Here is a 23,909-nt window from a genome sequence, read left to right as displayed (position 1 = left end):
GATGAGGTTGCCGACCTTTCACAATAGCATCTGCCAAAGCCACAACGAAGGGGCGGCCTCCGCCGCCTTTTCTTGTCTTAGACACCGGCTTGTTACCGGCTGGAAAACCCCTTAAACGCACGCCAATATTACGCAAAACCGGGGGAATACCATGTCCGCGCCGAAGAAAGTTGTCCTGGCCTATTCAGGCGGCCTTGATACCTCGATCATTCTGAAGTGGCTTCAGACAGAGTACAATTGCGAGGTCGTGACATTTACGGCGGATCTTGGACAGGGTGAGGAGCTTGAGCCCGCGCGAAAAAAGGCCGAGCTACTTGGTGCGTCTGAGATTTATGTCGAGGACCTTCGCGAAGAATTTGTGCGTGATTTCGTGTTCCCTATGTTTCGCGCGAACGCTCTGTATGAAGGGTTGTATCTTCTTGGGACATCCATCGCGCGACCACTTATTTCCAAACGCCTGGTTGAAATCGCGGCAGAAACGGGTGCAGACGCCGTTTCTCATGGAGCAACCGGCAAAGGCAATGATCAGGTTCGTTTCGAGCTGAGCGCCTATGCCCTTAACCCGGACATCAAGGTGATCGCGCCTTGGCGGCTTTGGGATTTGTCGAGCCGCACGAAGCTAATTGATTTTGCTGAGAAAAATCAAATTCCAATTGCGAAAGATAAGCGCGGCGAAGCTCCGTTCAGCGTTGATGCAAACCTGTTGCACACGTCATCGGAAGGCAAGGTTCTTGAGGACCCAGCTGGAGAAGCGCCGGACTATGTATATCAGCGGACGGTGAACCCGGAGGATGCGCCGAACGAGCCGGAAATTGTCGAAATCGGTTTTGAACAAGGCGATGCCATCTCAATCAACGGCGAGGCGATGAGTCCTGCTACGATCCTTACAAAGCTGAATGAACTAGGCGGGAAGCACGGTATTGGGCGGCTTGATCTGGTTGAGGGGCGCTTTGTCGGAATGAAATCTCGCGGGATTTATGAGACGCCGGGAGGAACTGTTCTGCTTGAGGCGCATCGTGGGATTGAGCAGATCACCTTGGACCGGGGGCAAGCGCATCTGAAGGACGAGTTAATGCCGCGATACGCAGAGTTGATTTACAATGGCTTCTGGTTTTCGCCGGAACGCGAGATGCTTCAGGCCGCGATTGATCATACGCAAAAACATGTAACTGGAACAGTTAAGCTGAAACTTTATAAAGGCTTGGCACGTACGATCGCACGCTGGTCCGATCATTCGCTTTACTCGGAAGCCCATGTCACCTTCGAAGACGATGCCGGCGCCTATGATCAAAAGGATGCACAGGGCTTCATTCAGCTGAATGCCTTGCGGTTGAAGCTCTTGGCGGCGCGTGAGCGGCGGTTGAAGAAGTAGGCGGCGGTAATCGCCTATAATTTCTGAGATTCGAGCAGCCGGTAGTAGGGTAGCGCCTGTTCTGACAGGACGGCAGCTTGACCGGCTAGATTTGGCAGGTCGCCCTCCCTTCCCGCGAAGCCTTTGGATTCGTGCACAGACTTATACCAGTGCGGCGCCCAGGCTCCGTCGTATGGCTTGGGGCCTGCCGGCCACGAAAGCATGGCCGGATCCCAGCCTAGATCTATGGTCTTGCACAGTTTCTTCAACATGCCCTCAGGGTCACTGCGAATATCATCGCTGTCGATGATGGGGCCGGGGAAGCGCTTGAAGACTTCAGTTTGTTGTTTGAAGCCAATGTCTTGAAGTGTCGGGTTCTCTCTTTTCGCCGCGTAGCTCGCGATCACGCGGGCGGGGTGGCGGATGAGGTGAACGTTCACGCAGTTATTTGCCCAGCTCATCGGAAACCCATCGCACATATGGAAGCCCATATGCTTCATATACCAGTGTTTTTTGCCGTTCGGCACAGCGCCCTCAATGCGGGCGGCGACCAGATCGGCGTTGGTTTCGTGCGCGGAAAGAACCGCTTCTCGCATAGGATGAGTAATTCCGGTTGTTTTCAGGTAAGGGGCGTAAAATGGTTCGTCCCATGAGGCGAAGTCTGCCCTGTTTCCAAAGGCATACATCATTGCGCTTGAGAGGTTGCGCGGGCCACTCCACATCGCGATCTTCATTTGCGGTAACGCGTCATTTTAACATCGGTGTTGCGTTGGTGCATGTGTTCGGACTTTTTCGGTTTCGTTTCGTTGACGCTAAGCCGTGGCAAGGCATGAAACAACTCTCACATGACTGCGACATCACGCGGGGGTGAATTGTGCATAAACCCTCCACAAGACAGAGTGGCCCAAGGTTAAAAAAGGACACGCCATGTCAATTGCAATGCACTCCCTGAAAGCGCCCCTGTTGGCCGTTTTGATTATGCTTGGTGCCGCCATCCAGTGCGGCAGTGCGAAAGCCGCCGCGACCGAAAAGGCGTATTTCGCGGGGGGCTGTTTCTGGTGCGTTGAATCTGATTTCGAGCGGGTGCCGGGCGTTGCTGAAGTTGTATCGGGCTTTACGGGCGGGACGACCAACAACCCCACATACAAGCAGGTGACTAAGGGCGGCACGGGCCACTATGAAGCGGTGGAAATCCAGTACGACCCTGAACGCGTGAGCTATGAGCAACTTCTTCATGCGTTCTTCCGCTCGGTTGACCCGACGGATGGCGGGGGCCAGTTTTGCGACCGCGGTGACAGCTACCGCACCGCAGTATTCGTCTCTAATCCAGCGGAAAAGGCAGCGGCCGAGTCTGCGCGAGCGCGCGCGCAGAGTGATCTCGGCAAGCGTATTGTGACGCCGATCCTTGATGCGTCCGCTTTTTATGAAGCGGAGGCCTACCATCAGGATTATTACAAAGGCACGGATATCGTGCTGACTCGGCGTGGTCCGAAGTCTAAGACGAGCGCCTATAAATTTTACCGGGACGGCTGCGGGCGCGACAAAAAGGTTCTGGAGCTCTGGGGTGATGATGCCGTGTTTGTTGCGCCGAAAAGCTAAGAGGTAAACGCCTCGGCGTTCGACAGCGGGGGGTCGCGTCAGTGATCCCTTTTTCGTGACCTTTAGTGCCGCATCGCGGCTTGCCAGAACCAACGTTGCGCGCGGCATGTCGCCCCGCGCCAGACCTTTCGCGAGATGGCCTGCAAATGTGTCGCCCGCCCCGGTCGTGTCACCCGGCGTTACGCGGACTGCTGGCACGTCAAAGCTTTGGTGGTTTTCAGTATCAGTCCAGCGCGCGCTCTGCCCGACGCGTGATGACACTATTGGGCGAGTCGCGTGAGAAAAGAGCCTATTGCGGGACTTTTGCAGCTGTTGCGCCTCAATCTCGCTCAAAAGTAGGGTGTCGATGAAAGGTAGGATCGCCTCGGCAGCGGCGGCGTCAAAGGCTACGGTATAGGAAAAGACACGCAGCCCCATGGCATTGGAAGTGCGCGCGGCCTCCGACTGCAGGTTTGTTTCGTTCTGGATTAACAGCACATCGCCAGGGTGGGCAGTTGCGGATGTGTTTTTAAGATTGCTAGCCGTTAGCGCCCGCAAGGATAACATTCGCATTCTCGCCGTGTTTCGCCGCATTGATAATGACGTGGCCTGTCGTATGGGTTGGTTCGGAAAAATTTGAACTGCGGCAACCGACTGGTTCGCCCCTTTGCCGTCAAGCCCCATGCTATAGGCCGGTGCCGTCGGCGTTTCACCGGGGGCCGGAATGTGCGGCAATTTGTAAACCATGTCGATAGTAACCGACTGCGTGCACCAGACAGCTGCCCTTAACCGATTTTCGATGCGGCGAGCACGGCCATGTTCATGATGTCGTTCACGCTTGAAACGGTAGGCAGAATTTGGATCGGTTTATCGACACCCGTAAGGATTGGGCCGATAACCGTGGCCCCCGCCATTTCCTGCATTAACTTGACCGAGATTGAAGCGGAATGGCGGGCGGGAACCACAAGGATGTTGGCCGGCCCGGTCAGGCGAGAGAACGGGTAGTTTTCTTGTGCGCGCGTGTTGAGCGCGACATCGACTGTCATTTCGCCTTCGTATTCAAAATCTACGTCCATTTTGTCGAGGACTTTGGGGGCCTGGTGCATTTTCTCGGCGCGTTCGCTGACCGGGTAGCCAAAAGTCGAAAAACTGACAAAGGCTACGCGGGGCTCAAGGCCAAGACTGCGCGCGACCTTAGCCGCCTGAATTGCGATCTGTGCAAGATCCCGATCAGACGGCCATTCATGGACGAGCGTATCGGCGATGAGGACGATGCGGCCTTTGTGAAGGAGCGCGGTAACTCCCACGGCCCCATCTTCCGCGCGAGCGTCGAAAACGTGGTTAATCAAGTCGAGCACATGCGCAGATTTTCGGGTCGCCCCGGTTACAAGCGCATCGCCGTGGTCATGCGCCAGCATGAGCGCCGCGAAGACATGTCTGTCACGAGACGCCAGACGGTGAATGTCAGTGCTATCGAAACCACTGCGCTGCAACCTTTTGTAAAGGAAGGACTTATATGTTTCGAGATGACTTGTGTTGGCTGCATTTACGACGGTGATCTCGTCGACCGCATCGCCGAGACCTTCGGATTTCAGTTGCGCGGCAACATCGGCCTCGCGACCAACAACCAAAGCCTCGCCGTAACCATTTCGATGGTAGGCAACGGCAGCGCGTAGAACGCGCGGGTCGTCACCTTCGGCGAAAATCATGCGCGATTGAGCCGCGCGGGCACGCGCGTTGATCGACCGCAGGATTGACGCGGTCGGGTCCATACGGGATTTAAGCTGAAGCTCATAGGCTTCCATGTCGACGATCGGGCGACGAGCGACGCCGGTGTCCATGCCGGCCCTGGCAACGGCGTTCGGGACACGGTGGATCAAACGCGGGTCAAACGGCGTCGGGATAATGTAGTCGCGCCCGAACGTTAGTTTGCGGCCATACGCCATGGCAACCTCATCGGGCACGTCTTCGCGAGCAAGCGCGGCGAGAGCTTCGGCGCAGGCGATTTTCATCTCGTCGTTGATCGCTCGGGCGTGGATATCTAGCGCGCCTCGGAAGAGGTAGGGGAAGCCAAGGACATTGTTAACCTGGTTTGGATAGTCAGATCTTCCTGTTGCAACGATCGCGTCCTCGCGAACTTCGTGCGCTTCCTCGGGGGTGATTTCCGGATCAGGGTTCGCCATGGCGAAGATGACCGGGTTTGGAGCCATGCTTTTAACCATCGCAGGCGTGACGGCGCCTTTTGCGCTGACGCCGAGAAAAACGTCTGCGCCAACCATCGCATCTTCGAGGCTGCGGAGGTCAGTCGAGATGGCGTGGGCCGATTTCCACTGGTTCATACCATCGGTTCGACCCTGATAGATGACCCCTTTTGTGTCACAAACAACGCAGTTGTCGTGGCGCGCGCCCATGCGCTTAAGCAGCTCTATGCAGGCGATGCCAGCGGCGCCCGCGCCGTTTAGGACGATTTTGACGTCCTCGATTTTCTTATCCGAGATGTGCAGCGCGTTGATCAGGCCCGCCGCGCAAATCACGGCAGTGCCGTGCTGGTCGTCGTGAAAGACCGGAATATCCATCTCTTCCTTGAGGCGCTGCTCGATTATAAAGCACTCGGGCGCCTTGATGTCTTCAAGGTTGATGCCGCCGAATGTGGGTCCCATGAGACGGACGGCATTGCAGAAGGCGTCGACGTCTTCGGTGTCGAGCTCGATGTCGATAGAGTTCACGTCAGCGAATCGCTTGAAGAGGACCGCTTTGCCCTCCATCACCGGCTTGGAGCCCAAGGCGCCAAGATTGCCGAGGCCAAGGACCGCCGTGCCGTTGGAGATCACGGCGACAAGATTGCCTTTGTTTGTATAATCGTACGCCAGTTCTGGATTCGCCGCGATTTCTTCACAGGGAACAGCAACGCCGGGCGAATACGCAAGAGACAGGTCGCGCTGCGTCATCATCGGGACCGTGGCTTGAATTTCAAACTTACCCGGACTCGGGTACATATGAAAACTAAGCGCGTCCTCGCGCGTGAAGCGTTGTCTTGGCATTGGTCGTCCTCCCTGAGCTTGCTACTTTACGAGGTCGTGCCGCAGGAGCAAGGCGCATGATTTCGCCTTTCGCCCAGCGGTCCACACCGTTAGATTCGCGAAAATTCTCTGGGGGAGTGACCCTTTGACCGTTGCCAACGCTGCTGTCACTCCGATGATGGCGCAATATCTTGAAATAAAGGCCGACCATCCGGGCGCATTGCTGTTTTATCGGATGGGCGATTTTTATGAGCTGTTCTTTGACGATGCCGTTGCTGCGGCAGAGGCGTTGGATATTGCGCTGACAAAACGCGGAAAGCATCTGGGCGCAGACATCGCGATGTGCGGTGTGCCGCACCATGCGGCAGAGGGCTATTTGCTGGCCTTGATCCGAAAAGGGTTTCGGGTTGCGGTCTGCGAGCAATTGGAAAGCCCGGTCGAGTCGAAAAAGCGCGGTTCGAAATCGGTGGTGAAGCGCGGGGTGGTGAGGCTGGTCACGCCGGGAACGCTGACAGAAGAAACGCTGCTTGAAGCGCGGCGGCATAATTTTCTGGCGGCATTAAGCCAGGTGCGTGGAGAAGCGGCCGTGGCTTGGGTCGATATTTCCACCGGGGAGTTTCGGGTGCTTGCCACATCGACCGGCCAGTTTGGTCCCGAATTGGCGCGCCTCCTGCCGCGAGAGGTTTTGGTTTCAGATGCAAACGAGGCGGAATTTGTCGATTTAGTGACTGATGTGGGCGGGTCTATCACACCTTTGTCAGGAGGCAGCTTCGATAGTCAGTCGGCCCTGAAGCGCCTTACTACGCTTTTTGAAGTAGAAAGCCTGGACCCCTTCGGTGCATTTGGGCGCGCGGAAGTGTCCGCGATGGGCGCGATAATCGACTATCTGGAGCTGACCCAGAAAGGGAAGCTGCCGTTGTTGAGGCCGCCGATTCGGGAGGTGAGCGGCGCAACAATGCAAATCGACGCCGCGACGCGGCGCAATCTGGAATTGACACAGGCGCTTTCAGGCGGGCGTGATGGATCCCTTCTGGCGTCGATTGACCGGACGGTCACGGCCGCAGGCGGGCGTCTGCTGGAGCGCCGCATTTCCTCGCCATCGCAAGACCTGAGCACGATTTCATCTCGGCACGATGCGGTGGCGCATGCGGTTGCGGCTGTGGAGTATCGCGAGCAGCTGCGCGATGCGCTGCGGCGATGTCCAGATATGGATCGCGCTTTGTCGCGGCTATCGCTGGATCGAGGCGGCCCTAGAGATTTGGCGGCGGTGCGCAACGCTATTGCTCAAGCCGAAACAATTTCTGAGACTCTTCCGCCAGAAAGCCCGGCATTAGTCACCAATCTGCGAGAATCTCTGGTTGGGTTTGCGCCGCTTTCTAAGCTTCTTGAGGCCGCGTTGATTGCTGAGCCTCCGCTTTTGGCGCGCGATGGCGGGTTTATTGCGGCGGGCTATGACCCGGATCTTGATGAGGCGCGGACCTTGCGGGATGAGGGTCGCAGCGTGGTAGCGGGTTATCAGGCCGGCTACGCTGCTGAGACGGGCATCGCCGCCTTGAAGATCAAGCATAACAATGTGCTCGGGTATTTTATTGAGACGCCCGCCGCGCATGCGGAGAAGATGCTGTCCAAGCCACTGTCGGAGCGCTTCATTCATCGCCAGACTACGGCGAGTGCGGTACGCTTCACAACAATTGACCTTTCCGAGATGGAGACGAAGATATTGAACGCGGGCGCGCGGGCGCTTGAGGTGGAAAAAGGGCTTTATGAAAAGCTAAGCGGCGCGATTTTGGCTTTGTCTGGGCCGCTTGGCGATTGCGCGCGAGCGCTTTCTGAGATGGATGTGATCGCTGCGCTGGCATCTCTGGCGCAAAGCGAAAGCTGGGCGCGCCCACTGGTCGATGACAGTCGGGCGTTTGAGGTTTCTGGCGGACGGCATCCGGTGGTCGAGCGTGCGCTGAAAGCAGGCGGTACGCCGTTCATTGCAAACGACTGCAATCTGTCGGGCGTGAACGATGGGTCGATCTGGCTGCTGACCGGGCCGAACATGGCCGGTAAATCGACCTTTCTTCGACAGAATGCGCTGATCGCGCTTTTGGCGCAGGCGGGAAGCTTTGTTCCTGCGACATCCGCCCATATTGGGCTTGTTAGTCAACTTTTCAGCCGTGTTGGCGCAGCAGACGATTTGGCGCGTGGGCGGTCGACGTTTATGGTCGAGATGGTTGAGACGGCGGCGATTTTGAACCAGGCCGACGATCGGGCGTTGGTTATTCTGGACGAGATCGGTCGCGGCACGGCGACATATGACGGGTTGAGCATTGCCTGGGCGACACTTGAGCACCTGCATGATGTGAATGGTTGCCGGGCGCTGTTTGCCACACATTATCACGAAATGACGCAACTGGCGGATAAGCTGGACGGTGTGGAAAATGCGACCGTCACGGTGAAAGAGTGGGATGGCGACGTCATTTTCCTGCACGAGGTGCGTCGCGGAGCTGCTGATCGGAGCTATGGAGTTCAGGTCGCAAAGCTTGCCGGGCTTCCGGCGGCGGTTGTTGAGCGCGCGCGGGTTGTCTTGGAGGCCCTGGAAAAAGGGGAGCGCGAGGGTGGGCCCGGCGCGAAGGCTTTGATTGACGACTTGCCGTTGTTTGCCGCAGCGCCAGCGGCGCCCGTTCATAAACAGATGAAAACGTCCGAGTTAGAGACCAAATTGGCAGAATTGCTTCCCGATGAGATGACTCCTCGGGAAGCTTTGCAGGCGCTTTATGATTTGAAGGCTGCGCTCACGAGCCAACCTTCGAGCTAACGCCAACCTTCGCGGGGCGCAGCAAGCGGTCGTGAAGCATGAAGCCGTCTGCCGATACCTGAATAATGTCGCCAGCATTGGTGCCGGGAAGCGGGGCTTCAAACATGGCTTCATGGTGCTGGGGGTCGAAGCGGTCGCCGACTTCAGGCGAAATCGGCACAATTCCGTGCTTCTTAAAGACGTTGATCAGCTCGCGCATTGTGAGCTCGACGCCTTCGATAACAGCCTTGTTGGTTTCCCGGCTTTCCTCCGGGATCGCCTCGATTGCGCGGCGCATGTTGTCGAAGACCGGCAAAAGATCACGCGCGAGACGCGAGCCACCGTATTGCTCGGCCTCACGGCGGTCACGCTCGGAGCGCTTGCGTGAGTTTTCGGCATCGGCCAGAGCGCGCATGAATTTGTCTTTGAATTCATCGCGTTCGATCACCAGCTCGGCGAATCGTTCATCGAAATCTGGGTCTTCCAGCGCCTCGGGGCTATTGATATCGATCAGATCTTCCTCTGCTGCCGGTTCGTTTACGTCTTGCTCGTTCATCCTTGCCCTCTATCAGAAATCATGCGCCCAACCAGCTGGGCGGTGTAGTCAACAATAGGAACGATGCGTCCGTAGTTAAGCCGCGTAGGGCCAATCACTCCAACCGCACCGATCACCTTTCGATCAGCGTTCATATAAGGAGACACCACCAAAGATGAACCCGAAAGTGAAAAAAGCTTGTTTTCAGAACCTATAAAAATGCGCACACCTTCGCCGTCTTCGGTTAGATCGAGGAATTCGGCGATGTCACGCTTGCGTTCAAGGTCGTCGAACAGGGATCTGATGCGCTCAAGCTCTTCTTCCTGGCCGGCGCCCTCGATGAGATTCGACCTGCCGCGCACGATGAGCCGCTCATAGGTATGGCCTTCGTTTTCCCAAAATGCCTGCCCGCTTTCGACAAGTTCACGCGCCGCGCTGTCAAGCTCCTGGCGATGCTTAGCAATCTCGCGGGAAATGACCGCGCCCAGTTCGGATAGGGTGTAGCCTTCGACAATTGAGTTCAGAAAGTTGCCGGCTTCGCGCATCGAGCTTGGGGTTTGGCCCAGCGGCGGGGTGAAGACGCGGTTTTCGACGTGGCCGTCGCCGAACACCAGCACAACAAGCGCGCGGTCCTGGGCGAGGCTTACAAATTCAATATGCTTAATTGGCGCTTCGTGTTTCGGCGCGAGAACGAGGCTGGCGCCATGCGTCGCTCCGGAAAGCGCGGAGCCGACGCGGTCTAGCACGGAAGTGACGTCTGAGTCGTTGGGTCCAAGAGAGCCTTCGATTGCGCCGCGATCCTCAGCGCTTAGATCCCCAACCTCAAGCAGGCCGTCGACAAAGATGCGCAGCCCCAGCTGTGTGGGGATGCGCCCCGCGGATATGTGGGGGGAATTCAGCAGGCCGAGGTGTTCGAGGTCTTGCATCACGTTGCGGATCGTTGCCGCCGACACCTTTTCCGACATATCGCGGGTAAGCGTGCGTGATCCCACAGGATCGCCCGTGTCGAGAAAGCCGTCGACCACGCGCCGAAAAACTTCGCGCGAACGCGCGTTCATACCTTCTAGCAGTTTTCCGGCGTCGTTCATTTTGGTCTGCTTCACACAAGGGAGATGTAATTAAAGGCAAGCAGGGGCGAACGTCAATCGGGGTTGATGGGGAGCGGCGGGGCGACTATCAACCTCCATCAACTTCTGGAAGGATATCCTATGCGCCCGTCAGGTCGAGCGATCAATGAAATGCGGCCCGTTTCAATTGAAACAGGCGTGACGCGACATGCCGAAGGATCATGTATGATCCGCTGTGGGGATACCCATGTTTTGTGCACAGCGACCATCGACGAGCGCGTGCCGCACTGGATGAAGAACACCGGGCTTGGATGGGTGACGGCGGAATACGGCATGCTGCCACGTGCAACCCATACGCGCATGAACCGTGAAGCCAAAAAGGGTCAAGGCGGAAGAACCCAAGAAATTCAACGGCTTATTGGTCGTTCGCTTCGCGCTTGCATTGACCGCCCTGCCCTTGGTGAGCGTCAAATCATGATCGATTGCGATGTGATTCAAGCTGATGGCGGAACGAGGTGCGCGTCCATCACTGGGGGCTGGGTTGCTCTACGGCTTGCGGTGAATAAGCTGCTTAAGGCCGGGATGATAACGAGCGATCCGATTATCGATCACGTGGCCGCGGTTTCTTGTGGTGTTTACGCAGGACAGCCGGTTCTCGATCTTGATTATCCCGAGGACAGCGAGGCGGGCGTCGATGGCAACTTTGTGATGACAGGTCGGGGCAAGCTGATCGAGATCCAAATGTCCGCTGAAGGATCTGCATTTTCGCGTGACGAGATGTCTACACTTCTGGATCTGGCTGAAGTTGGGCGTGATGAGCTGGTGTTGGCACAGTCAGGCGCGACAGGCTGATGCGGCGGTTTGACGGCAATACGCTTTTGGTGGCGACGCATAATGCCGGAAAACTGGAAGAAATAGCCGATCTTATTTCTGAGTTTGGGATTTCGGTTATTGGGGCAGCCGAGAAGGGCCTGCCCGAACCCGAGGAGACCGGCACGACTTTCATTGAGAATGCGCGGCTTAAAGCCCATGCAGCGGCGTCAGCAACCGGACTACCTGCGCTGGCAGATGACTCCGGGATCGAAATTGACGCTCTGGACGGCGCGCCAGGCGTTTACACCGCCGATTGGGCGGAAACACCAAACGGGCGTGATTTTGTGATGGCAATGACCCGTAGCCATCTGGCGCTTGAGGCAATAGCTGCGCCAATGCCGCGGACAGCACGTTTTTGCTGTACGTTTGTGTTGGCATGGCCAGACGGGCATGACGAAGTTTTTGAGGGACGGATGGAAGGCGAGATTGTCTGGCCGATGCGCGGGAACCAAGGCCATGGGTATGATCCGATCTTTCAACCAAGTGGGTACGACATCACCTTTGGAGAGATGGGCCGCTACGAAAAGAACAAGATCAGCCACCGTGGCGATGCTTTTGGCAAGCTGAAGGCTGTTTTTGGAGATGGATGACCGGCCCGGTTTTGGGCTTTATGTCCATTGGCCGTTCTGTCAAGCGAAGTGTCCCTATTGCGACTTCAACAGCCATGTTTCCCTGAAAATCGACCATTCTGCTTGGGTTAGTGCCTATTTAAGCGAGATTAAGCGCCTTGGGGCGGAGACTGAAGGCCGGGTCTTGGAGAGCGTATTCTTCGGGGGAGGAACGCCAAGCTTGATGGCACCCGAGACGGTTGATGCTATTGTGAGAGAGGCCAGATCGGTTTGGAAGCCCTCGAACAATATGGAGATTACGCTTGAGGCTAACCCGACGTCTGTCGAGGCGGGTAAGTTTCGCGCGTTTCGCGATGCGGGGGTGAACCGTGTTTCGGTGGGCCTTCAGGCGCTGAATGATCCTGATTTGAAAGCCTTAGGGCGGTTGCATTCAGCTGCTGAGGGACGGCGTGCCTTTGAGATTGCGCAGGAGACGTTTGATCGGGTTTCCTTTGACTTGATTTATGCACGACAGGGGCAAAGCCTGAGAGATTGGCGCGAAGAGTTGGGAGAGGCGCTGACATTTGCAGCGGACCATCTGTCTTTGTATCAACTGACAGTCGAGCCAGGGACGGTATTTGCTGAGCGGTTTGCGCGCGGTGGGCTGCGTGGACTACCCGATGAAGACGTGGCCGCAGATATGTATGCTTTGACGCAGGATATGACGCGCGCGGCTGGCCTTGTCGGATACGAGACGTCTAACCACGCGGTGCCGGGTGCAGAATCTCGGCACAATTTGATTTACTGGGAGAACGGCGACTGGGCCGGTATTGGCCCAGGCGCACATGGCCGTTTGACGCTGAGTGGGGCGCGGTATGCGACCGAAGCGCCGAGGGCTCCCGGCGCGTGGTTAAAAGCAGTGCGTGACGGTGTCGGTCAAGAAGGGCGGACCGCCCTGACAAGCGAGGCGGTGACCGAGGAAAAGGTGATGATGGGGCTGCGGCTGGCCCGTGGCATCCCGCTTCCGTCGGATCAAGTAATCTCAGATAAAATAAATTATATCAATAAGTTAACTGACAACGCGCTGATCGACACTGCAGGCGGCCGCATGCGCCTAACCGAGGCAGGGCGACCGCTGCTGAATGCCGTCCTTCGGGAGCTTTTAGCTTAAACTTTTCCAGCACCCGTCGTCACAGATAGCCGGCGGCAGAGCTCGTCCAGCTGATCGAGATCTTTGTATTTGACCGTAAGCACACCACCCTCAGCGCCAGGCGGATGTGCAATTACCACCTTCATGCCAAGCGCAGCCGCGAGGTCGTTTTCCAGGGCGCGTGTGTCCGTGTCTTTGACTGGAGACACGTTGGTTTTCGGAGGCTTCGGCGAGTCGGTCTTCTTTGCGAGCGCTTCAGTCTGGCGGACAGACAGGCCCTGGCGAATAATCTGAGCGGCGAGTTTAGTTGGATCTTCGGCGGTAACAAGGGCGCGGGCGTGACCAGCGCTTAGGTCGCCTGAGCGGACGTATTCCATTACTGTTTCTGGGAGCGTCAAAAGGCGCATAAGGTTTGCGATGTGGCTGCGACTTTTCCCCAGCGCCTCGGCCAGCTTTTCTTGGGTATGACCAAAGCGATCCATTAGCTGCCGATACCCGGCAGCCTCTTCTATTGCATTCAGGTCGGCCCGCTGGATGTTTTCGATGATTGCAAGCTCGAGTACCTCGATATCATCAAGCTCGCGAACGATGGCCGGAACTTCGTGCAGCTGCGCGCGCTGCGCTGCGCGCCAGCGGCGCTCCCCTGCGACGATCTCAAAACGCTCGGGGTCGGCGGGGTTCCGACGCAGAATAAGAGGCTGGATGACACCTTTTTCGCGAACGGACGCCGTGAGCTCGCCAAGAGCAGCTTCGCTGAAAGTGCGGCGCGGCTGATTAGGGTTTGGGCTGATCCGATCGACAGCAATAAAGTTTTCGGCCCTGCGCGGCGTGTCTTTTGCGGCCTGCGGCGGAGACGTATCGATATCCGCCATAAGCGCGGACAAACCGCGACCCAATCCCCTGCGTTCCTGCTTCGCTTGCGCCATTTCGTTACCCTATGATGCGGTTTGTTCCAGCTTCTCTACCAGTTCTTGTGCCAAAGCGCGATAGGCTTGGCTCCCTTTTGAGCCAGGATCGTAAGAAATCACAGGCATCGCGAAGGAAGGCGCCTCAGACACACGGACGTTTCTGGGCACAACTGTCTTAAAGACCAGCTCACCCAGGGTTTTCCGCGCGTCTGCTTCAACCTGCTGGCTAAGGTTGTTGCGGCGATCATACATCGTCAGGAGAACGCCCTCGATGCGCAGATCGGGATTGGCAGTCTGACGCACCTCACGAACGGTCAGCATCAGCTGGGACAGCCCTTCCAGCGCAAAAAACTCGCTTTGTAGCGGGATAAGAACAGAGTGGGAGGCGACCATCGCATTAACCGTCAACAGGCTGAGCGACGGCGGGCAGTCGATCAGGACGAAATCGAGCATGAATGCGTCGATTGCGGGTTGCCTTAGGGCATCGTGGAGCAAGAAGCTGCGCTTCTCTATCGACATCATTTGGATGTCTGCGGAGCTAAGGTCCGTTGTTGCTGGCGCGATTACCAGACCAGCAACGTTTGTTGGCCGGATAACATCCCGGAGATCAGCATCTTCAAGCAGGAGGTCGTAGGTTGTGACCTCTCTGTCGGTTGCATCGATGCCAAGACCGGTAGACGCATTCCCTTGAGGATCAAGGTCCACCAGCAAAACGTTAAAGCCCTCGTCTGCCAAGGCTGCGCCCAGATTGATCGCTGTCGTTGTTTTCCCGACCCCGCCCTTCTGGTTCACGATTGAGATAATACGAGGGCCGACAGGACGTGTTGGATCAGGCAAGCTTAATCTCTCCGATTTTGAGAATGGCGGCGTCTGTGTCCGTCATGCTTGGAATGCTTTCGCAGGTGAAGGACCATGTTTTCCCCGCCAGTTCAACCTCGGACGCTGCGCTTGCTCCCTTTGAAAGCAGCGCCGTGCCGGTCCGGGCGATGTGGCGGCTTACGTATCCCAAAAGCACATCAAGAGGCGCCAGCGCGCGCGCTGAGATCACGTCTGCCTCTAGCCGTGCGACGCTCTCGCAGCGCTCCGCCAGCACCGTGAAAGATGTCTGAGTCTCGCGGGCGACAGCGCGGAGAAACGTGGCTTTGCGTTGATCCGATTCTATGAGCGTTACTGTGAGGTCAGGATGCGAACTTTCAGTTAACACCGCGATAACTGCACCGGGGAACCCCGCGCCGCTGCCTAGATCCGCCCATTTCTTCATATTTTGTGGTGCAAGCGAAAGAAGCTGGGCGGAATCCGCGAAGTGCCTGACCCAAAGCGTGTCGAGCGTACCGGGGGACACAAGGTTGATCGTTTTATTCCACTTGCGCAGCAAACTCGCGTAAATTTCCAGCTTCTCGATTGTTTCACGTGAAACATTGAACTGATCAGCGAAGCCGGCGCGCGGGTCGCTCATGCGGTCCGCCTTTGGTTTTGGCGTAGCTTCGCGAGGATAAGCGTCAACGCGGCTGGAGTGACTCCTTCCACCCGGCCCGCTTGACCAAGGGTGCCCGGACGGACAGCAATTAGCTTTTCCCGCAGTTCGTTTGAGAGCCCAGAAAGGTTCTCAAAGTCGAAATCCAGAGGAATTTGGTGCGCCTCGTCCTTCTTCAATGCGACCACATCGCGCTTTTGTCGTTCGATATAGTTTGCGTAGAGCGCGTCTCTTTTGATTTGTTCCTGTATGTCCGGACCGATATCGGCCACCTCGGGTCGTAGCTTTGCTATGTCAGCAAAGCCAACGTCCGCGAATGCCAGCAAATCCAAGCCCGAGCGACGCGCACCGTCTTCCGCAATACGAATTCCAGACTTTGCGGCCTCCGATGCCGTTATTGAAATGGCGTCCAGGGTTGACCTGCCAGACGCCAGTCGGTCCATTTTAGCATCAAAAACGCGCTTTCGCGCCTCCCCAACGCAGCCCAGGGCGGCTCCAATGGGCGTAAGGCGCTGATCCGCGTTGTCTGCGCGAAGAGAAAGACGATATTCGGCGCGTGACGTGAACATACGATAGGGTTCGGTAACGCCGCGCGTGATAAGGTCGTCAATCATAACGCCAATATAGGATGTGTCTCGACCGAAAATGACTGGCTCGAGGCCCAGAGCATGCCCTGCCGCGTTCAGGCCGGCGACGAGCCCTTGCGCTGCGGCCTCCTCATACCCGGTGGTCCCATTGATTTGCCCGGCAAGGTAGAGGCCCTTGATATCCTTCAGCCCCAGTGTGGCATCTAGCGTTCTTGGGTCGACGTAGTCATATTCAATCGCGTAGCCAGGCTGAGCGATCTCAGCCGCCTCAAGTCCACGGATCGAGCGGACATAGGCGTTCTGAACGTCCTCGGGAAGCGACGTTGAAATACCGTTTGGATAGATAAGGTCGCTTGTGAGGCCTTCCGGCTCAAGAAAGATTTGGTGCGAACTCTTCTGCGCGAAACGGACAACCTTGTCTTCGATGGACGGGCAATAGCGCGGACCAACCCCATCAATTTGACCGCCGTACATCGCGGATTTGCTGAGGTTTTCGCGAATTATTGAATGCGTTTTCTCATTTGTATGCGCAATTCCACATGACACCTGCCGAGCGCTGGGCGCGCTTGAAAGAAACGAAAAGAGCACAGGATCTTCGTCGCCAGGCTGAGATTCGAGGATGTCCCAGTTTATGCTTTTAGACCTTAAGCGTGGAGGCGTTCCGGTCTTCAGGCGGCCAAGCGGAAGCTTGAAGCTGTCGATGCGCTCTGCCAGACGCACCGATGGCTTATCACCGATGCGACCGCCCGGCCTGGACTCGTTGCCTATATGGATGACGCCGCGCAAAAAGGTCCCCGTGGTCAAAACGGTTGACGGTGCTGAGATTATGGAACCATCGGCAAGCACGACGCCGGCCACTGTTGGCCCAGACATTGCGAAATCCGTAACCTCCCCTTCAACGATAGATAGGAGTGGGTGTGCTGTCATTTCCGCCAGCATTTCGTATCGGTAGATCGCGCGGTCAGCCTGCGCCCGGGGCCCTTGAACAGCCGGGCCCTTGCGACGGTTTAGCAGGCGGAATTGGATACCCGCCTTATCCGCAACACGCGCCATAACACCGTCAAGGGCGTCTATCTCGCGCACGAGATGGCCTTTTCCAAGCCCACCAATTGCCGGGTTGCACGACATGACGCCAATACCATCGCGCTTGAGCGTCACAAGGACAACGCGGGCGCCGCGGCGTGCCGCCGCATGCGCGGCGTCAGCCCCAGCGTGTCCGCCGCCAACAACGATTACGTCTGTGTCCCAATGTTTCACGTGAAACATCCCTATTTGCCGATACAAAAACTCGAAAAGATCTCGTCTAGGATATGCTCTACATCCACACGTCCGACAAGAGCGTCAAGTGCGCGCACAGCAGATCGCAGATCTTCCGCGATGAACTCTGCGAGCTCCGGAGAAGATGCCAGATGCGCCCTCGCATGGTCGAGAGCGTCTGCCGCGACCTGCATAGCGATGCGGTGGCGGTCCCGAATTGCTATTCCGGACTCAGACGCCCGTGTCTGAAAAACGCCCGCGACGCGAGATAGTAAGGCATCCACCCCAACCCCGCTCACGGCTGATACATGCCCGGCGTCGTTCACGTCAGCCTTTGTAACAAGAACAATATCATCGCCGAAAGGATCCATAGATGGTGGTTCATCCAAGCTTGATAACAAGATGATGCGTAAGTCGGCCGACTTTGCGCGAGCGCGTGCGCGCTCAATCCCAAGCGATTCTACAACGTCCTCGGTGACTCTCAGGCCCGCTGTGTCGAGGAACGTGACTGGCAGGCCCTTGAGATCCATGTGGACTTCGATCACATCGCGTGTGGTTCCGGCAATGTCGGAGGTGATAGCCGCATCTCTGCCCGCCAAAGCGTTCAACAGCGATGACTTTCCAACATTTGGGGGCCCCACGATCGCAACTTCGAAACCGTCCCGGATACGCTCCGCTACAGCAACGCCTGCGATCTCCTTGTTCAGCTCCGCCCAAACTGCACTCAACAAAGCCACAACCTCTGGCGTAACATCAACCGGTACGTCTTCGTCGGCGAAATCAATCGTCGCCTCGATCAAAGCGGCCGCGCGAATAAGTTGAGATCGCCACCCTTCAACCTTCTCCCCCAAAGCGCCGGAGAGGACACGGAGAGCCTGGCGTCTTTGCGCTTCGGTTTCGGCTTCAATGAGATCCGACAGGCCCTCCACTTGGGCAATATCGAGGCGTTCGTTTTCGAGGGCGCGCCGTGTGAACTCGCCAGCCACCGCATGCCGTAGCCCGGAGAGCTTCGAAAGCGCCCGTAGAACGGCGTTGATCGTCGCTGTGGCGCCATGGAGGTGCAGTTCGGCTATGTCTTCTCCCGTGAAGCTGTGGGGGCCGGGGAAAGTTAGAACAAGCGCTTCGTCCAAGACGATGCCTTCGAAACGTAGGGTGCGCAGAACTGCCGTGCGGGGCGACGCTGGTAGAGCGGCAAGCTGCGACACAGCATTAAACGCATCCGGTCCCGAGATGCGGACCACAGCTACGCCAGATTTCCCCCGCGCAGAAGCGACGGCAAATATCGTATCCATCTCATTTAACCTACTGATTTATTTCAGTAAATTACGTGTTCATCGAATCGAAGAAGTCGGCGTTTGTTTTCGTCTGCTTCAACTTAGAGATCAGGAATTCGATCGCGTCTGTGGTGCCCATAGGATTGAGGATACGGCGCAGTACGAATGTTTTGGCCAGATCGCCTTTGTCAACGAGAAGCTCCTCTTTCCGGGTGCCGGACTTGAGAATATCCATCGCTGGATAGACCCGCTTGTCTGCGACTTTGCGATCAAGAACGATTTCGCAGTTGCCGGTACCTTTGAACTCTTCGAAGATGACTTCGTCCATGCGGCTACCCGTGTCGATCAGCGCGGTCGCAATGATCGTGAGTGAGCCGCCTTCTTCGATATTCCGGGCAGCACCAAAGAAACGCTTGGGGCGCTGGAGCGCATTGGCGTCCACTCCCCCTGTCAGAACCTTACCGGAGGACGGCACCACCGTGTTGAAGGCACGGCCCAGACGCGTGATCGAGTCGAGAAGAATAACCACGTCGCGCTTGTGTTCAACCAGACGCTTGGCCTTCTCGATAACCATCTCTGATACCGCTACGTGGCGGGTCGCTGGCTCGTCGAAGGTGGAGGAAACGACTTCGCCCTTCACCGAGCGCTGCATGTCTGTGACTTCTTCAGGACGTTCATCAATCAGAAGTACGATGAGGTAAATCTCGGGATAATTAACCTCGATGGACCTTGCGATGTTCTGCAAAAGGACAGTTTTACCGGTGCGCGGTTGTGCAACGATCAGGCAACGCTGCCCTTTTCCAATCGGGGCGACCAGGTCAATAATCCGCGCGGAGCGGTCTTTGATCGTCGGATCCTCAATCTCCATCTTAAGGCGCTCGTCAGGATAAAGCGGCGTCAGGTTATCAAAGCTGACTTTATGACGGGCCTTCTCGGGATCCTCGAAGTTAATCTTTTCGACCTTAGTGAGCGCAAAGTAGCGTTCGCTGTCGTTCGGGTCCCGGATGACGCCCTCTACGGTATCGCCAGTTCGCAAAGAAAACTGACGAATCATTTCGGGTGAAACATAGATATCGTCCGGCCCCGGCAGGTAGTTCGCCTCGGGGGACCGCAGAAATCCAAAACCGTCCTGAAGGACCTCAAGTACACCGTCTCCGCCAATCACCCATTCTTCATCAGCGCGCTCTTTTAGGATCGAGAACATCATCTCGCCCTTGCGCATCGTAGAAGCGTTTTCGATCTCAAGCTCTTCTGCTATGGAGAGGAGCTCTTTTGGAGATTGGATTTTGAGATCGGCGAGATTCAAACGGTCGGACATGGAAACCTTTCGGACAGGCAGCGGGCCCGCGAATAATTTAAGTGTATGGAAAGCGCAAAAGCGACCAGGACGGCCACAAAGATGATTTAGGGCGTGCCATCGTTTGAGTCAACTGATCTCAGGCAGGCTGCACAATGACCATAATAACAATAATAATCAAAAGCAGCGTCGGGACTTCGTTCATGATGCGATAATGGCGGCCCGGTGTCTCGTTTTTCCCCGCTTCGAATGCTTTCCGGCTTTTGGCACACCAGATATGGAACCAGGTCATCCCAAGCACCGCGAGCATTTTGACCCAAGGCCAGAATTGGGACCAGTCGACACGGTCTGGCGTTGCAACCATGAGGAGCCCAAATGTCCAGGCAGCGATCATTGACGGGGTCATAATGGCTCGTAAAAGACGACGCTCCATCGTCATGAACAGCATATGTGTTTCGCCGGCCTGACCGACGACTTCAGCGTGATAAACAAAGAGGCGTGGTAAATAGAAAAGCCCAGCCATCCAGGCGGTCACTGAAATCACATGAAGGGCCTTCACCCAGGGGTAAATGTTTTGCAGTACCTCGATCATTATTTCTCTTAGCCCGGCCTCTCTTCTATTAATATAGTATAAAGAAAGAAAAGGATGATGTGGATTGTAAGGCCAGTGGATACCGTGGATTATTTTACTGTCCTATGACTTATCCCGCTTCGGATAAATCTTTCGAGGGAAGAAAGAAGCGTGGAAAAGTAAAAAATTAGTGTTTTTTAACAAATATTTAGAGATAAGACGAGAACGAGATTCTGTTGATAACTCTTGGACAGAATCCGTGAACGCATTCTAATCACAGCCAGGATCTTGCCGTTTTGCACAGGGAACAAGATCTGGTAGAATTTCCCGGCACTTGCCAAGGCCGTGGGTAGAATGCGACGAGGGATGAAATCCACAATTCTATACCCACACTCACGCACAGGCTTACCCACATGGCCATTCACATATGACTCATCTGATTCTAGCGTCGGCGTCAGAAATCCGGGCCAAGCTTTTGCGAAATGCCGGGCTTGAAATTGAAACGATTGCTGCACGCGTTGATGAAGACGCGATCAAGGCGTCCTTATTGGCGGAAGACGCGAAGCCTAGGGATGTGGCTGATATGCTTGCGGAAGCGAAAGCGCGCAAAATTGCATCCAAGGGGGCCAGCGGCCTGGTTCTTGGATGTGATCAGGTCCTTGAGTTTGAGGGGCGTGTAGTCTCGAAATCAAAGACGTCCGAAGCCGCCTTGGGTCTTCTCAAGGAGATGCGAGGCAAGCGACACAGTTTGCTGTCGGCCGCCGTGGTCTACGAGGGCGATAAGCCTGTGTGGCGGCATGTCGGGCAAGCTCGGTTGTTGATGCGGGATGCTTCGGATCAGTATCTTAAGGAGTATGTCGCGCGGAATTGGAAAAGCATTCGCCATTCTGTGGGGGGCTATAGGCTAGAAGAAGAGGGTGTGCGGCTGATGAGCCGTATAGAGGGCGATTACTTCACTGTTCTTGGGCTGCCGCTTGTTGAGCTCTTGTCCTATCTGAATTTGCGCGGCACCTTACCCAGATGACAGATCAACGAATACCTCTCGCCGGGGTGATTGGCTCACCGATTGCGCATTCCAAATCGCCGAAGCTGCATAGCTATTGGCTTAACCGTTACGGGCTGAGCGGTTACTATGTACCGATGGACATCGCAGCAGATAGTCTGGAAGAAACGCTGCGGGCGCTGCCGAAAGCTGGCTTTGTCGGGCTGAACGTGACAATTCCCCACAAAGAGCGCGTTTTGGCGATTGCCGACTTGGTGACGGACCGGGCGGCCTTGATGGGAGCAGCCAACACGCTTATTTTCCGCAAAGACGGGAAAATTCACGCGGATAATACTGACGGGTACGGGTTCATCGAAAATCTGCGCCAAGGGGCCCCCGCATGGGATCCGACGTCTGGGCCTGCGGCGGTTATTGGTGCGGGAGGAGCCGCGCGGGCGGTTGTGGCAGCCTTGCTCGATGCGGGAGTGCCCGAGGTTTACCTATCAAATCGAACAAAGACGCGGGCGGAGGCGTTGCGGCAGGAGTTCGGCGTCAAAATCCAAGTGTGCGATTGGGTTCAGGCCGGCAATATGCTTGAGGGGGCCGCAACGGTTGTGAATACGTCATCGCTTGGCATGGTCGGCAAGCCCGAAATGCGGATCCCGCTGGACGGGCTGTCGTCTGATGCGGTTGTCACGGACCTTGTTTATACGCCCCTTGAGACCAAGCTTTTGTCAGAGGCCCGCAAGAAGGGCTGTACGACCGTCGATGGGCTGGGGATGCTGTTGCACCAGGCCGCGCCGGGGTTTGAGCGCTGGTTTGGTGTGCGCCCGGATGTGGATGAGGCCGCGCGGCAAGCGGTGCTGTCGTGAACCGCCCGGTTGTGATTGGGCTGACGGGCTCGATCGGCATGGGGAAATCAACGACATCCCAGATGTTTTATGATGAGGGCATTCCGGTCTGGAGTGCGGATGATGCGGTACATCGGCTGTATGGTTTGGGCGGTGCGGCGGTGAGCCTTATTGCCAAGGTATTCCCGGATGCTGTGCGCGAAGGATCTGTGGATCGTGCAGTTTTGTGCGACAAGATCGCGGCCGAACCGGAGGCGTTGAGCCAAATTGAAGCGATTGTGCATCCACTCGTTGCGGCCGACCGTGCTGACTTTATAGCGAAGGCTGATGCAGGAATTATTTTGGTGGATGTGCCGCTACTTTTTGAAACCGGAGCGGTATCGGATGTTGATTATATTGTTGTTGTATCGACCCTGGAGGCCGATCAGCGAAAGCGGGTTTTGGAGCGTTCTGGGATGACCGAAGAAAAACTTGATCTTATTCTCTCGAAGCAAATGCCCGATTCTGAAAAACGATCGCGAGCGGACTTTGTGATTGAGACGACATCTCTTGAGGCAGCGCGCTTGGCTGTTCAGGATGTTTTGTCGGATATCAAAAACAGGCAGAGAAATGCGTGAGATCGTTCTTGATACTGAAACAACTGGATTTGATCCAAAAACCGGCGACCGGATTGTCGAGATAGGCGCTGTCGAGCTAATGCGACAGGTCCCGACGGGAAACACCTACCACCAATACATCAACCCAGAGCGATCGATGCCGGACGATGCATTCCAAGTGCATGGACTGGGCGACGATTTCCTAAGGGACAAGCCTGTATTCAAGGCAATTGCACAGGACTTCTTGGATTTCATCGGGGACGCGAAGCTGGTGATCCACAACGCGGCGTTCGACATGAAGTTTCTAAACGCAGAGCTTGGCTGGCTAGGCATGCCGACAATCCCATGGGAGCAAGCCGTCGACACTTTGGCTATTGCGCGGAAGAAATTTCCGGGCTCGCCTGCGTCGCTTGATGCGCTTTGTCGTCGGTACGGGATCGACAACGCGGCCCGAACACTTCACGGCGCGCTTTTGGACAGCGAAATTCTTGCGGAAGTCTATCTTGAGATGACCGGAGGGCGGCAGCCGGACTTTGGTCTGTCCACGGCAGAGTCTCATGAGAACTCATCGGCGTCGGTGGTAACAGAGCGCGTGCGCCAGCGTCCCGCGTCCCTGCCCTCGCGCCTGACGGAAGCAGAGAAATCCGCCCACGACGCACTTATTGACGGCATGGGCGAAAAGTCAGTTTGGTCGCGGTTTAGCTGACCTTTGGCGTCTCTGCGTCCGCAGCGGCCTGCGCCTGCTGCTTTTGTAGAACCGTTTGGCGATACAGAGCGATGAAGTCGATATTATCAAGATTCAGGGGCGGAAAGCCACCGTCGCGGGTCATGTCCGACACGATGCGGCGTACGAACGGGAACGTCATGCGCGGGCATTCGATCAGCAAGAACGGATGCAGCTGCTCTTCAGGGATGTTGTCGATCTTGAAGATACCGGAATACTCGATTTCGAGAACGAAAAGCGTTTCCGCACCATTCTTGTTCTTCGATGTAATGTTGTACTTTGAGATTACTTCGAACTGGCCTTCGCCGCGCTTGCGGGCATCGAGCGACACCTGAACTTGAATGTCGGGCTGAACTTCGCCCTCAATCGGTTTTTGCGAAAGAATGTTTTCGAAGGACAGATCGCGAATGTACTGTCCCAGGATTTTCATTTGTGGCGGCGTCGGTGCAGTGGTCGCAGCGCCGTTCTCGTTCTCGGCCATGGA

The 23,909-nt window shown here is 56.3% G+C and carries 22 protein-coding genes and 1 pseudogene; 10 read left to right on the top strand and 13 right to left on the bottom strand.

What is annotated here, in order from left to right:
* Positions 1 to 151: 151 nt before the first annotated feature.
* Complete coding sequence (locus AC221Y_RS02475; RefSeq protein ID WP_486706727.1) at positions 152 to 1,372, top strand: argininosuccinate synthase; 1,221 nt, start codon at positions 152 to 154, stop codon at positions 1,370 to 1,372.
* A gap of 14 nt (positions 1,373 to 1,386) precedes the next feature.
* Here the strand turns inward: AC221Y_RS02475 and AC221Y_RS02470 are convergent, their stop codons facing one another.
* Positions 1,387 to 2,085 (bottom strand): sulfotransferase-like domain-containing protein, encoded by a 699-nt coding sequence (locus AC221Y_RS02470; RefSeq protein WP_299749640.1) that lies wholly within the window; start codon positions 2,083 to 2,085, stop codon positions 1,387 to 1,389.
* 193 nt (positions 2,086 to 2,278) lie between these two features.
* Between AC221Y_RS02470 and msrA the strand changes: the two genes are divergently transcribed.
* Positions 2,279 to 2,950, top strand: coding sequence for a peptide-methionine (S)-S-oxide reductase MsrA (gene msrA / locus AC221Y_RS02465; protein ID WP_299749642.1), 672 nt, complete (start codon positions 2,279 to 2,281; stop codon positions 2,948 to 2,950).
* A 48-nt stretch (positions 2,951 to 2,998) separates the two neighbouring features.
* On the opposite strand, the pseudogene AC221Y_RS02460 reads toward msrA, so the two are convergent.
* Together AC221Y_RS02460 and AC221Y_RS02455 are read right to left on the bottom strand one after the other, a co-directional pair.
* Positions 2,999 to 3,367: pseudogene (locus tag AC221Y_RS02460) on the bottom strand (carbohydrate kinase family protein); the annotation flags it as partial.
* 347 nt (positions 3,368 to 3,714) lie between these two features.
* Positions 3,715 to 5,970 carry an NADP-dependent malic enzyme gene (locus AC221Y_RS02455; RefSeq protein WP_299749645.1) on the bottom strand — a complete coding sequence of 752 codons (2,256 nt, stop codon included), beginning with the start codon at positions 5,968 to 5,970 and terminating at the stop codon, positions 3,715 to 3,717.
* Positions 5,971 to 6,124: 154 nt separating this feature from the next.
* Here AC221Y_RS02455 and mutS point away from each other — a divergent pair, with 154 nt between their 5' ends.
* Positions 6,125 to 8,752, top strand: coding sequence for a DNA mismatch repair protein MutS (mutS, locus tag AC221Y_RS02450; protein ID WP_486706728.1), 2,628 nt, complete (start codon positions 6,125 to 6,127; stop codon positions 8,750 to 8,752).
* Here the strand turns inward: mutS and AC221Y_RS02445 are convergent.
* Together AC221Y_RS02445 and hrcA are read right to left on the bottom strand one after the other, a co-directional pair.
* Entirely contained in the window at positions 8,730 to 9,287 is a 558-nt protein-coding gene (locus AC221Y_RS02445; protein WP_299749648.1) for a nucleotide exchange factor GrpE, read from the bottom strand. The two genes, mutS and AC221Y_RS02445, sit on opposite strands and share 23 nt — an antisense overlap.
* Complete coding sequence (gene hrcA / locus AC221Y_RS02440; RefSeq protein ID WP_299749651.1) at positions 9,284 to 10,354, bottom strand: heat-inducible transcriptional repressor HrcA; 1,071 nt, start codon at positions 10,352 to 10,354, stop codon at positions 9,284 to 9,286. Before hrcA ends, AC221Y_RS02445 begins: the two co-directional genes overlap by 4 nt.
* 120 nt (positions 10,355 to 10,474) lie before the next feature.
* Here hrcA and rph point away from each other — a divergent pair, with 120 nt between their 5' ends.
* From rph to hemW, 3 genes are read left to right on the top strand one after another with little or no spacing between them, the layout of a single operon-like run.
* Positions 10,475 to 11,185 (top strand): ribonuclease PH, encoded by a 711-nt coding sequence (gene rph, locus AC221Y_RS02435; protein WP_299749654.1) that lies wholly within the window; start codon positions 10,475 to 10,477, stop codon positions 11,183 to 11,185.
* Complete coding sequence (gene rdgB, locus AC221Y_RS02430) at positions 11,185 to 11,796, top strand: RdgB/HAM1 family non-canonical purine NTP pyrophosphatase (RefSeq protein ID WP_299749657.1); 612 nt, start codon at positions 11,185 to 11,187, stop codon at positions 11,794 to 11,796. The genes rph and rdgB overlap by 1 nt, the downstream gene beginning before the upstream one ends.
* On the top strand, positions 11,789 to 12,925 hold the full coding sequence (hemW, locus tag AC221Y_RS02425) for a radical SAM family heme chaperone HemW (protein WP_486706726.1): 1,137 nt from the start codon (positions 11,789 to 11,791) through the stop codon (positions 12,923 to 12,925). Before rdgB ends, hemW begins: the two co-directional genes overlap by 8 nt.
* On the opposite strand, the gene AC221Y_RS02420 is transcribed toward hemW, so the two are convergent.
* The 7 genes from AC221Y_RS02420 to hemJ all read right to left on the bottom strand — a co-directional run bounded on the left by AC221Y_RS02420 (position 12,922) and on the right by hemJ (position 20,293).
* Positions 12,922 to 13,830: a ParB/RepB/Spo0J family partition protein gene (locus tag AC221Y_RS02420; protein WP_299749663.1), complete on the bottom strand. Its 909-nt coding sequence runs from the start codon at positions 13,828 to 13,830 to the stop codon at positions 12,922 to 12,924. The genes hemW and AC221Y_RS02420 overlap by 4 nt on opposite strands.
* Positions 13,831 to 13,839: 9 nt before the next feature.
* The gene (locus tag AC221Y_RS02415) at positions 13,840 to 14,649 is read right to left on the bottom strand and encodes a ParA family protein (RefSeq protein ID WP_299749666.1); all 810 of its coding nucleotides are present in this window, start codon (positions 14,647 to 14,649) and stop codon (positions 13,840 to 13,842) included.
* Positions 14,642 to 15,268: a 16S rRNA (guanine(527)-N(7))-methyltransferase RsmG gene (gene rsmG / locus AC221Y_RS02410; protein ID WP_299749669.1), complete on the bottom strand. Its 627-nt coding sequence runs from the start codon at positions 15,266 to 15,268 to the stop codon at positions 14,642 to 14,644. Before rsmG ends, AC221Y_RS02415 begins: the two co-directional genes overlap by 8 nt.
* A complete protein-coding gene (gene mnmG / locus AC221Y_RS02405; protein WP_486706725.1) occupies positions 15,265 to 17,139 on the bottom strand; it encodes a tRNA uridine-5-carboxymethylaminomethyl(34) synthesis enzyme MnmG in 1,875 nt (624 codons plus the stop codon). The genes rsmG and mnmG overlap by 4 nt, the downstream gene beginning before the upstream one ends.
* A 2-nt stretch (positions 17,140 to 17,141) precedes the next feature.
* A complete protein-coding gene (gene mnmE, locus AC221Y_RS02400; RefSeq protein WP_486706724.1) occupies positions 17,142 to 18,422 on the bottom strand; it encodes a tRNA uridine-5-carboxymethylaminomethyl(34) synthesis GTPase MnmE in 1,281 nt (426 codons plus the stop codon).
* 31 nt (positions 18,423 to 18,453) lie between these two features.
* Positions 18,454 to 19,722 carry a transcription termination factor Rho gene (rho, locus tag AC221Y_RS02395; protein WP_299749678.1) on the bottom strand — a complete coding sequence of 423 codons (1,269 nt, stop codon included), beginning with the start codon at positions 19,720 to 19,722 and terminating at the stop codon, positions 18,454 to 18,456.
* A gap of 118 nt (positions 19,723 to 19,840) precedes the next feature.
* Positions 19,841 to 20,293 carry a protoporphyrinogen oxidase HemJ gene (gene hemJ / locus AC221Y_RS02390; RefSeq protein ID WP_299749681.1) on the bottom strand — a complete coding sequence of 151 codons (453 nt, stop codon included), beginning with the start codon at positions 20,291 to 20,293 and terminating at the stop codon, positions 19,841 to 19,843.
* A gap of 406 nt (positions 20,294 to 20,699) precedes the next feature.
* Between hemJ and AC221Y_RS02385 the strand changes: the two genes are divergently transcribed.
* From AC221Y_RS02385 to dnaQ, 4 genes are read left to right on the top strand one after another with little or no spacing between them, the layout of a single operon-like run.
* Positions 20,700 to 21,296, top strand: coding sequence for a Maf family protein (locus AC221Y_RS02385; protein WP_486706723.1), 597 nt, complete (start codon positions 20,700 to 20,702; stop codon positions 21,294 to 21,296).
* The gene (locus tag AC221Y_RS02380; RefSeq protein WP_299749687.1) at positions 21,293 to 22,126 is read left to right on the top strand and encodes a shikimate dehydrogenase; all 834 of its coding nucleotides are present in this window, start codon (positions 21,293 to 21,295) and stop codon (positions 22,124 to 22,126) included. Before AC221Y_RS02385 ends, AC221Y_RS02380 begins: the two co-directional genes overlap by 4 nt.
* Complete coding sequence (coaE, locus tag AC221Y_RS02375) at positions 22,123 to 22,722, top strand: dephospho-CoA kinase (RefSeq protein WP_299749690.1); 600 nt, start codon at positions 22,123 to 22,125, stop codon at positions 22,720 to 22,722. Before AC221Y_RS02380 ends, coaE begins: the two co-directional genes overlap by 4 nt.
* Positions 22,715 to 23,407: a DNA polymerase III subunit epsilon gene (gene dnaQ / locus AC221Y_RS02370; protein ID WP_299749693.1), complete on the top strand. Its 693-nt coding sequence runs from the start codon at positions 22,715 to 22,717 to the stop codon at positions 23,405 to 23,407. Before coaE ends, dnaQ begins: the two co-directional genes overlap by 8 nt.
* On the opposite strand, the gene secB is transcribed toward dnaQ, so the two are convergent.
* Positions 23,400 to 23,906, bottom strand: a complete 507-nt coding sequence (gene secB, locus AC221Y_RS02365; RefSeq protein WP_299749696.1) for a protein-export chaperone SecB — start codon at positions 23,904 to 23,906, stop codon at positions 23,400 to 23,402. The genes dnaQ and secB overlap by 8 nt on opposite strands.
* Positions 23,907 to 23,909: the final 3 nt, after the last annotated feature.

It is taken from the genome of Boseongicola sp. (genome assembly GCF_057460485.1).
This window is presented reverse-complemented; position numbering and strand designations above follow the sequence as displayed.

Bases quoted from the DNA above. Each gene is read 5' to 3' on its own strand.
- AC221Y_RS02380 (WP_299749687.1), top strand. From the start codon at position 21,293: ATGACAGATCAACGAATACCTCTCGCCGGGGTGATTGGCTCACCGATT.
- AC221Y_RS02445 (WP_299749648.1), bottom strand. From the start codon at position 9,287: ATGAACGAGCAAGACGTAAACGAACCGGCAGCAGAGGAAGATCTGATC.
- AC221Y_RS02470 (WP_299749640.1), bottom strand. From the start codon at position 2,085: ATGAAGATCGCGATGTGGAGTGGCCCGCGCAACCTCTCAAGCGCAATG.
- rph (WP_299749654.1), top strand. From the start codon at position 10,475: ATGCGCCCGTCAGGTCGAGCGATCAATGAAATGCGGCCCGTTTCAATT.
- AC221Y_RS02475 (WP_486706727.1), top strand. From the start codon at position 152: ATGTCCGCGCCGAAGAAAGTTGTCCTGGCCTATTCAGGCGGCCTTGAT.
- AC221Y_RS02385 (WP_486706723.1), top strand. From the start codon at position 20,700: ATGACTCATCTGATTCTAGCGTCGGCGTCAGAAATCCGGGCCAAGCTT.
- rdgB (WP_299749657.1), top strand. From the start codon at position 11,185: ATGCGGCGGTTTGACGGCAATACGCTTTTGGTGGCGACGCATAATGCC.
- dnaQ (WP_299749693.1), top strand. From the start codon at position 22,715: ATGCGTGAGATCGTTCTTGATACTGAAACAACTGGATTTGATCCAAAA.
- mnmG (WP_486706725.1), bottom strand. From the start codon at position 17,139: ATGTTTCACGTGAAACATTGGGACACAGACGTAATCGTTGTTGGCGGC.
- rsmG (WP_299749669.1), bottom strand. From the start codon at position 15,268: ATGAGCGACCCGCGCGCCGGCTTCGCTGATCAGTTCAATGTTTCACGT.
- hemJ (WP_299749681.1), bottom strand. From the start codon at position 20,293: ATGATCGAGGTACTGCAAAACATTTACCCCTGGGTGAAGGCCCTTCAT.
- mutS (WP_486706728.1), top strand. From the start codon at position 6,125: ATGATGGCGCAATATCTTGAAATAAAGGCCGACCATCCGGGCGCATTG.
- msrA (WP_299749642.1), top strand. From the start codon at position 2,279: ATGTCAATTGCAATGCACTCCCTGAAAGCGCCCCTGTTGGCCGTTTTG.
- secB (WP_299749696.1), bottom strand. From the start codon at position 23,906: ATGGCCGAGAACGAGAACGGCGCTGCGACCACTGCACCGACGCCGCCA.
- AC221Y_RS02455 (WP_299749645.1), bottom strand. From the start codon at position 5,970: ATGCCAAGACAACGCTTCACGCGCGAGGACGCGCTTAGTTTTCATATG.
- hrcA (WP_299749651.1), bottom strand. From the start codon at position 10,354: ATGAACGACGCCGGAAAACTGCTAGAAGGTATGAACGCGCGTTCGCGC.
- hemW (WP_486706726.1), top strand. From the start codon at position 11,789: ATGGATGACCGGCCCGGTTTTGGGCTTTATGTCCATTGGCCGTTCTGT.
- rho (WP_299749678.1), bottom strand. From the start codon at position 19,722: ATGTCCGACCGTTTGAATCTCGCCGATCTCAAAATCCAATCTCCAAAA.
- AC221Y_RS02420 (WP_299749663.1), bottom strand. From the start codon at position 13,830: ATGGCGCAAGCGAAGCAGGAACGCAGGGGATTGGGTCGCGGTTTGTCC.
- mnmE (WP_486706724.1), bottom strand. From the start codon at position 18,422: ATGGATACGATATTTGCCGTCGCTTCTGCGCGGGGGAAATCTGGCGTA.